Origin of the sequence: Flavobacterium saliperosum (assembly GCF_900100625.1) — a bacterium.
In the GTDB taxonomy this organism is placed as follows: domain Bacteria; phylum Bacteroidota; class Bacteroidia; order Flavobacteriales; family Flavobacteriaceae; genus Flavobacterium; species Flavobacterium saliperosum.
This window is the reverse complement of the sequence record NZ_FMTY01000011.1, coordinates 1-8,309: the sequence shown is the minus strand read 5'-3', so window position 1 is coordinate 8,309 and position 8,309 is coordinate 1. Positions and strand designations below refer to the sequence as shown.

Below are 8,309 nucleotides of genomic sequence, written 5' to 3'. Positions count from 1 at the left end.
ACGTATTAAAAGTGGTTCTTAACGTAATAAAATACGTTGCCTAACGTATTAAAAGTGGTTCTTAACGTAATAAAATACGTTGCCTAACGTATTAAAAGTGGTTCTTAACGTAATAAAATACGTTGTCTAACGTATTAAAAGTGGTTATGATTCTTCAAAACAACAGTACTAAAAAAAAAAAACAGCAGCCGCTAACAGGGGTTTCATGAAATTGGGGCTTTAAGGCTAAATTTAAAGGTTATTTCATATATTTGGCTTCCGTGGTTATTCAATGGTTTGGGAACATATAAACCCCAACTTCATGAAGCCCCGGGACGTTAGCGGCAATAACACAAAAAATGCGGGTAAAATGAATCAAACTATTGTAAGTTATTACTTTTCAAGAAATACTTTAATAGTATTTGCTGTATTTTTAATCGCTATACTTTTCCTGTTTTCTTTTTTGGCAATAATTTTCTCAAAATTTATCTGGATTACAATTTTATTTTTAAGCGTATTAAGTATGCTTTTATTTATACTTATCCCTCCATTTATTAAAAGTATTATTTCATTTAATGCGAACCAACCCGCATTGATTTTATCAAATGAAAATCTTACAGATAATATCAATCATCGAATTTTAAAGTGGTCAGAAATCAAAAAAATCTCCAATTACAAATCATCTAAATCTGCAAATTTTATAGCCATAAATGTTAACAATCCAAAATTGGTAGCGCAAAAAGTTAAAAACCCTATGCAAAGATTTAAAATGACGTTGAACAAATTAATATACGGTTTCTCATTCTCTATCCAGCCAAACATTATTAAGTGTAATAATACTGAATTACTAAATACTTTGAATGAATTCCATACAAAATACAAATAATAAAGTTACTGCCGCTAACAGGGGTTTCATGAAATTGGGGCTTTAAGGCTAAATTAAAAGGTTATTTCATATATTTGACTTCCGTGGTTATTCAATGGTTTGGGAAAATATAAACCCCAACTTCATGAAGCCCCGGGACGTTAGCAGAAATTTTTAAAAAACTAGGCGAATTCAATAACTATATTGAGAACCTTTCAGATATAAAGTAAATATCCTATTCTTTACAATCGATTTCCCAAATTGACAAATCCATTAACTTAACACGAACTCCCATATCCGAGGGTTTTCTGGGAGGGATTCCAAATATTTCAGAATGTGAATAATTTGTTTCCTCTGGTACGTGCAAAACAGAAAGAGGCAAAGGATTTGCTCTTATACCCTTGATTGGCATTGAAATTACACCATTACTTTCAGGAACTTTAGCTCGCTCTAAAGATTGTTGAGGGGTTGAATACTTTGACCAATCCACAGATAATCCTCCTTCTCCTTTTGCATCAAAAGCAACTGGGCGAATCATTCTATTTGGACTTGTTGCTTTAAAATCAATATTTTGTTTATGAACTCTCATGTAAACATGATGCTCATCTGGTAAATTATCAACTACTTCCATATATTAATATTTGAAGGGCAATGGTAGCATTTGAAATTTAAAATCATCTAACAAAAATTCACCTTCTGAGTATTGTTTTTTAGGAGTATCGGAATAAAAAGTTCCTTTATTATTGTAGTAATCAATATTTACAAAAAGTCTGAAATTATCTTCATTCCATACAACATCAATTGTGCCTTTTGGTCCATGATGCATTTTCGGTAAATGTAAGCTACCTGAAAAAATACCTCTTAACCACTTATTATAATTTACAATAAAATCAGCAGCAGATTTCCAAGATTGTTCTGTATATCCAATAGCACCTTCATCATCCCAATCATCTTTCAATTCAAGAATGTATTTCCCTTCTAAAAATACACTTTCCAACTCTTTATTTGCAAATGGTATTTTTAAGCTTATAGTACTGTTTACAGCTAAAGTAATATCCTGATGGGTATGCGTTTCAAGTTGTGGTTTAATCCACGTAGCCTTTTTAATAGTTTGCCAATCTGGTTCATTCCATAACGATTGTTTAGGTGAAAATACAGTACTTTTGATACTATATTGTTCATCTCTATTCTTTAATGTATAAACTTTTTCAACTGGAACATCAGCTGTCATAATGTTTGACTTTAAATTAGTTTAATATCTCCTGAAAAACTTTCTCGAAGCATTTTATCTCTTTCAATCGCTTTCTCAATCTCAGCTTTTAATTCAATCAGGTCATCTATTCCAACGTGCAGATGTAATTCATTTCTAGGAATGGAATTTTGATATTCTATATATAGTTTATGCAAAATTATACCATAGTTTTTACTTTTAGCATCTTCCTCAGTTTGCATAAAACGTAGGTCTGTAAGCAACTTAAAATCTCTAAAATTATTAGAGTTTTCAACTTTATATTCCCTAACTCTATCTGTAAGTTGAATTTTATTAAAATTTGAAAGAATTTGAAGAAGATTTGCTTTTAACTTGTTAGTTTCTTTCGTGTTTATACCCACTCTAGAAAATTCCTTATATGATTCAGCTAGATTTTTCGAGAGAACTCCAATATCAACATTCTCTCCAGATAATAATTCTGTAAAACTAAGCAATGTTCGCAATAAATCATCCCCATCAATTATCAAGAGTTCACTTAAATCTTTTGCGATATCTCCATAAAACTTTCCAATATCTAAGTTATTCAAATAACCAATAAGATTATCTAACTGACTATCGTTAAGCTGATTAATTATTTTAAACCCAGGAAACACCTGTTCGGGCACCATAATTTTTGCCATAAAATAGATTTTAGGGTGTAAATATATATTGAAATTAATAAATAATATCAATAAAAATGTTATTTCTATCATAATATTCATTGAAGAATATTCCTTCATTGAAATTATACATATAAGAAATCAATTTCAATTACAAGTTTTAAAAAAGATTAAATACAATATTGCACACCTAATATAAAATTAAGTATTAAAACTTCTGCTAACAGTGGTTTTGCGAAATTTCGGCGGGAGTGTGTATCTGGAAGAGCCGGTGCTTTCACTTCTTGCATAAATATTCAAGTTTTTCTTTCACTCTTTTCGGTATATTTGTAATCAACAGTAATAAAAACCCCAAACTTCGCAAAGCCACGGGACGTTAGCCACAATTAAACCAGAACGAGACCGAATGACAACTTTCCCAGTAATTGCTTCTACATTATCAGAAAAGGATTTAGGTAACTTTATAATAGAAAAATATAATCTAAATAGCAATTTTGAATGTAAATTATTTAGAACAGGAGTAAATCACACTTATTTCATCTCAGATTCAAATACAAAATATGTTGTTAGAGTTTACTGCCATAATTGGCGAAGTAAAACTGAAATTAAAGAAGAATTAGAGCTCTTAAAAACACTTAAAAACAACAATCTTTCTGTTTCGTTTCCAATTTCAGATAAAAACGATGAATTAATTCAAGAAGTTAATGCTCCTGAAGGAATTCGTTATGTTGTGCTTTTTTCATTTGCAAATGGTGAGAAAAAACGATTTATGACAAATGAGAATTGTTTTACGATTGGTTCTCTTATTGCTAAAATTCATAATATAACAGCAAGCAAAAAAATCGACAGAGTGAATTATGATTCTGAAATACTTTTAAAAAAATCATATAATTATTTAAAACCATTTTTCACTGAAGATTTGAATGAAATGAAATTCTTAAGAGAAATTGGTGAAAAAATATCAAAAACCTTTCAAGAAAGCAATTTGAAAGATAACCAAAAGGGAATTGTTCATCTTGATATTTGGTATGACAATTTCAGCATAAATGCAGAAAATGAAATAACAATATTCGACTTTGATAATTGTGGAAATGGATTACTTATTTTGGATGTTGGGTATTTCTGCAAACAATTATTTTTCATCGAACAAGACAAAAATCAATACGAATTAAAAGTCAAAAGTTTTCTTGAAGGTTACAAAGAACAAAGAGAATTATCAGATAAAGAGATAAACTTAATCCCAGAAACTGGTGCGTCGATTTTTATTTTTTATCTTGGTGTTCAAGCTCAAAGATTTGATTGGTCCAATATATTTCTAACAGAAAACTATCTTAAAATGTTTGTAGGAAGAATAAAAGACTGGTGTGATTACTATAAAATCGAAAAGAATTAACTGTGGCTAACAGTGGTTTTGCGAAATTTGGGCTTTAAGGCTTAATTTGAAGTTGGTTTTGTATTTGTAAACTTAGTCTTAAATTTATACTTTTGATTAACTAATCCTCAAACTTCGCAAAGCCACGGGACGTTATAAGCAAGCCGCCCAAAATTGCGCTAAAAATATTGTGGAAATAGATTCTCTAGATCATTTTACTATTAAATCAACATTTAAAAATGAGTAAAAATATTAAACCTCCAAAAAAAACTCTAAAAGAGAAAATCTGCATTTTTCTAGTTTTAATTGGAACGTCAAGCGTTATATATTTTATTGCAACGGGTTTAACTGAAGAAAGAGAACAAGAAATTGAATTCGTAAAGAAAGATTACTCTATGACGCGTGGAATAATAACTAAAAAATCAGTTCATAAAGGTCACCATATTAGAGTCGAGTATAAAGTTGAAGGAAAGTTGTATGAAGAAAGTGATGGATTTAATATAAATGACAAAGTTGAAGAAGGTGATAGTGTTTATGTGAAATATTCAAAATCGAAGCCTGAATTAATGATAACTGAATATAATGATGAATTTAATAACTAAAACTAAGGCCAGCTTATAACAGCAGTTTGCAGCAAGTGGGGCTTTAGGGCAAAATTTAATGTTGGTTTTGTACTTGTAAACTTAATCTTAAATTGTTAGTTTTGGGAAAATAATTCCCCACCTGCAGCAAGCCGGCGGGACGTTATAAGAAACCTTGGAAAAAACTGTGACGCAAATACATTCTAAGTGAAAATAAACTAGTTATGAAGCATATTTTTATTTCCCTTATTATCATTACTTTTACAATTGGCTGCCAAAAAAAAGATTTGTATTTAGTTGGAGAATATAAAATTTACAAACCTTCATATACTGACAAAATTTACAGATATTTTAAATATGATAGCTGGACTGTTGGTACTGAACTAAATTTAAAAAAAGATTCAACTTTTGAAATGAAAAATTGTTCGATGTTCATGAAGGGAAAATGGACAAATAATTCAGATTCTCTATTTTTAAAAATTGAAAGCAAAAAATTTAGAATAGACAGTTTGAATAATAGTCCAAAATGGAAAAATTGGCTTGCAATTGGTGAAGGAATTTATACATTCAAAATAGATGGAAAATTTCTTGAAAATGAAAAGAAATATTCATCTGGAAAATTATCCCTTGAAAAGTTAGAAAAAATAGTCATCAACTAATAGAAAATAAAGGCTTCTTATAACAGGGGTTTCATGAAATTGGGGCTTTAAGGCTAAATTTGAAGGTTATTTCATATATTTGACTTCCGTGGTTATTCAATGGTTCGGGAACATATAAACCCCAACTTCATGAAGCCCCGGGACGTTATAAGCCATTTTTGAAAAACGATGACGACAAAATACAAGAATTTCGTGATTTCAATTTTCAGTGATTCAGCCTATTCGTTGGACTCATCTGATAATTTATATAATTACGATAAAAAGTATTTTGATGAATCAGATTATATATTTCCGTCTATATACGGTATCAGAGTCGTTAGAGATGAAGAAGAATTTAGCGCGATAATTGGCTCAGCAGGTGGCGCAACTGCAGCAAGTAATAAATCGGTAATTGTCGAAAATGATAAATTGTTTATGTGCTGCGGAGATTCTGTTTACTGTCTTTCCTTACCTGACTTAAATCTCAATTGGAAAACAAAAGTCGATACGATTACTTGCTTTGAACTATTTAAAATAGACAACTTCTTTATCGTACATGGAGAATTAGAAATAACAAGATTGTCAATTGAAGGTGAAATTGAATGGCAGCATAGTGGCAGAGATATTTTTGTAACGCAAAATGGAGAAAATGATTTTGAAATAAAAAACGGTATCATTATCGCAAAAGACTGGGACAATAATGAATACAAATTTGATTTTAAAGGAAATGTGATTAATTAAAACGGCTTATAACAGTGGTTTTGCGAAATTTGGGCTTAAGGGTTTAATGGAAGGATCTTTTTGTATATTTGGCTTAAATCCAAATGGAAAGGTTTGGAACAATATAAACCCAAACTTCGCAAAGCCACGGGACGTTAGCAACAATTTTAGCCAAAACTGCAAATTAAAGACAATAGGTAATGACAAAACCATTCAAAAAATCATTTTTATTGTTAACCATTCTTTCGATCTTATCAATATTTACTTATTGCGATAAAAGCAAAAAGATAAGTACAAAAACCATTATTGGTAAAGAAGTTACAATCGAGGATTTTGATGAATTCTATGATAAATTTCATAATGATTCTATATTTCAAATGTCGAGAATTAAATTTCCATTAGAAGGTCATCAATTTGACAGTGATGGAGAAGTCAATTGGTCAAAAGCTAATTGGATAACATTGAAAACAAAAATTCATGATATTGATACTACTGAATATAAAATAGATTATAAAAAAACAGATAAATCGTTTTATCAAAAATTTTGGATTGAAAATTCTGGATTTTGGTCAGAATATAAATTTGAAGTAATAAATAGAAAATGGTATTTGGTTTACGCTGTTGAGCAAAATTTATAAAAACTGTTGCTAACAGCGGTTTTATGCAATGGCGGGGCTTGGGATTTTTTTGGAAAGTTTCTGCTCGCACTTTTTGTATTAAAATTCACGTTTTTCTTTCACCCTTTTCGGTATATTTGTAAACGTCAGTAACAATAAATCCGCCACTGACATAAAGCCGGCGGGACGTTAACTGCAAGTGCTCACAACATTTTTCTTTGGCACATAGTTCAGTTTTTCATAGCACAAATCCAATTTACATTCTTTGTCTAATCGTTACGTAAATCTGTGTAGAGCTACTTATGTTTACGTTGCGTGAAAACCTTTGTCTATAATGCTAAAGCACCAGCAGTTAACAGGGGTTTCATGAAATTGGGGCTTTAAGGCTAAATTTAAAGGTTATTTCATATATTTGGCTTCCGTGGTTATTCAATGGTTTGGAAATATATAAACCCCAACTTCATGAAGCCCCGGGACGTTAGCAGTTACCTTACCCAAAAAAACGGAAATTAAATAATTAAAAGAAAAACACAATAATATTTGTAAGTTTGAAACGTTAGAAATATTAAAAATGTAATTAATTTTAGCCATTTATTCATAAGACACTGATTACATAAAGATTTAAAAACATGAAAAAGACATCTTATATTTCAATTTTAATTATTTCCTATTTTTTAATAGGTTGTTCTACAATTTATTACCCAACAAGAACAGAATATCCTGAGAACAAAGAAAGACGCAATGATGAAATTGTTTTGTATCCTTTTGCCGATATGGAAATTCCTAATGGACATTTACCTCCACCTGGAGAATGCAAAATATGGTTTCCAGGTCGACCAGCGGGACAACAACCGCCCCCACAATCTTGCTCATCTGCAATTATGAACAAACCTTTAGGAGCTTGGATTATTACTCACGAAACTAACAGATTTAGAGTTGTCTCATTCATAAGAACAGAAAGAGGTATTGTTGAAAAAATTAAGTATTTCCGTAAACAATAAATTAAAGGCAACTGCTAACAGTGGTTTTGCGAAATTTGGGCTTTAAGGCTAAATTTAATGTTGGTTTTGTATTTGTAAACTTAGTCTTAAATTTATACTTTTGGGTAAACTAATCCCCAAACTTCGCAAAGCCACGGGACGTTAGCGGTAATTATACCAAAAACGAGCGAACAACCAATCAACACTTAGATAGCTAATGACAACAAAAAATTTCAAATTAAAAGCAAACGAAATAATTGAACTTGTTCCTGCAATGGGTGGATGTTTTGCAACAGATAAAATAACTGTTGAGGGAATGGAAATTGGCTATATGTATCGTGAAGAATCTGAAGAAGAAATAGACAGTGGTTGGAGATTTTTCTCAGGGACTGAAGACCAAGATTATGTTGACAATCCTAACAATACAATGATTTACAATATTAATACTATTGCAAACTATGACAAAACAATAATTCCTTATTTAGCTTATCCTTATGGCTCTGAATTGGAAAGGATTCAAGGAACTGACAAATTTAAATTAATTATAGAATAACTACCGCTAACAGGGGTTTCATGAAATTGGGGTTTTAAGGCTAAATTTAAAGGTTATTTCTTATATTTGGCTTCCGTGATGATTCAATGGTTTGGGAATATATAAACCCCAACTTCATGAAGCCCCGGGACGTTA

The 8,309-nt window shown here is 30.6% G+C and carries 11 protein-coding genes; 8 read left to right on the top strand and 3 right to left on the bottom strand.

What is annotated here, in order from left to right; translation table 11 throughout:
• Positions 1-301: 301 nt before the first annotated feature.
• On the top strand, positions 302-865 hold the full coding sequence (locus BLQ05_RS13385) for an STM3941 family protein (protein WP_143000966.1): 564 nt from the start codon (positions 302-304) through the stop codon (positions 863-865).
• A 214-nt stretch (positions 866-1,079) separates the two neighbouring features.
• Here the strand turns inward: BLQ05_RS13385 and BLQ05_RS13380 are convergent, their stop codons facing one another.
• Genes BLQ05_RS13380 through BLQ05_RS13370 form a run of 3 tightly spaced genes read right to left on the bottom strand, consistent with a single transcriptional unit; the run spans position 1,080 to position 2,734 of the window.
• Complete coding sequence (locus tag BLQ05_RS13380; RefSeq protein ID WP_035654977.1) at positions 1,080-1,475, bottom strand: hypothetical protein; 396 nt, start codon at positions 1,473-1,475, stop codon at positions 1,080-1,082.
• A gap of 3 nt (positions 1,476-1,478) precedes the next feature.
• Positions 1,479-2,075 carry a hypothetical protein gene (locus BLQ05_RS13375; protein ID WP_023577502.1) on the bottom strand — a complete coding sequence of 199 codons (597 nt, stop codon included), beginning with the start codon at positions 2,073-2,075 and terminating at the stop codon, positions 1,479-1,481.
• 11 nt (positions 2,076-2,086) lie between these two features.
• Positions 2,087-2,734 (bottom strand): hypothetical protein, encoded by a 648-nt coding sequence (locus BLQ05_RS13370; protein ID WP_143000965.1) that lies wholly within the window; start codon positions 2,732-2,734, stop codon positions 2,087-2,089.
• 385 nt (positions 2,735-3,119) lie between these two features.
• On the opposite strand from BLQ05_RS13370, the gene BLQ05_RS13365 reads away from it, so the two are divergent.
• From BLQ05_RS13365 to BLQ05_RS13335, 7 genes are all read left to right on the top strand, one after another.
• The gene (locus tag BLQ05_RS13365) at positions 3,120-4,106 is read left to right on the top strand and encodes a phosphotransferase (protein WP_023577500.1); all 987 of its coding nucleotides are present in this window, start codon (positions 3,120-3,122) and stop codon (positions 4,104-4,106) included.
• Positions 4,107-4,324: 218 nt separating this feature from the next.
• Positions 4,325-4,687: a hypothetical protein gene (locus BLQ05_RS13360; RefSeq protein ID WP_035654974.1), complete on the top strand. Its 363-nt coding sequence runs from the start codon at positions 4,325-4,327 to the stop codon at positions 4,685-4,687.
• A gap of 203 nt (positions 4,688-4,890) precedes the next feature.
• The gene (locus tag BLQ05_RS13355) at positions 4,891-5,325 is read left to right on the top strand and encodes a hypothetical protein (RefSeq protein WP_035654972.1); all 435 of its coding nucleotides are present in this window, start codon (positions 4,891-4,893) and stop codon (positions 5,323-5,325) included.
• Positions 5,326-5,517: 192 nt separating this feature from the next.
• Positions 5,518-6,045, top strand: a complete 528-nt coding sequence (locus tag BLQ05_RS13350; RefSeq protein ID WP_202898546.1) for a hypothetical protein — start codon at positions 5,518-5,520, stop codon at positions 6,043-6,045.
• A 179-nt stretch (positions 6,046-6,224) separates the two neighbouring features.
• Positions 6,225-6,662, top strand: a complete 438-nt coding sequence (locus BLQ05_RS13345) for a DUF4348 domain-containing protein (protein WP_023577496.1) — start codon at positions 6,225-6,227, stop codon at positions 6,660-6,662.
• 608 nt (positions 6,663-7,270) lie between these two features.
• A complete protein-coding gene (locus tag BLQ05_RS13340) occupies positions 7,271-7,642 on the top strand; it encodes a hypothetical protein (protein WP_074460146.1) in 372 nt (123 codons plus the stop codon).
• 196 nt (positions 7,643-7,838) lie between these two features.
• A complete protein-coding gene (locus BLQ05_RS13335) occupies positions 7,839-8,174 on the top strand; it encodes a DUF2185 domain-containing protein (RefSeq protein WP_023577715.1) in 336 nt (111 codons plus the stop codon).
• Positions 8,175-8,309: the final 135 nt, after the last annotated feature.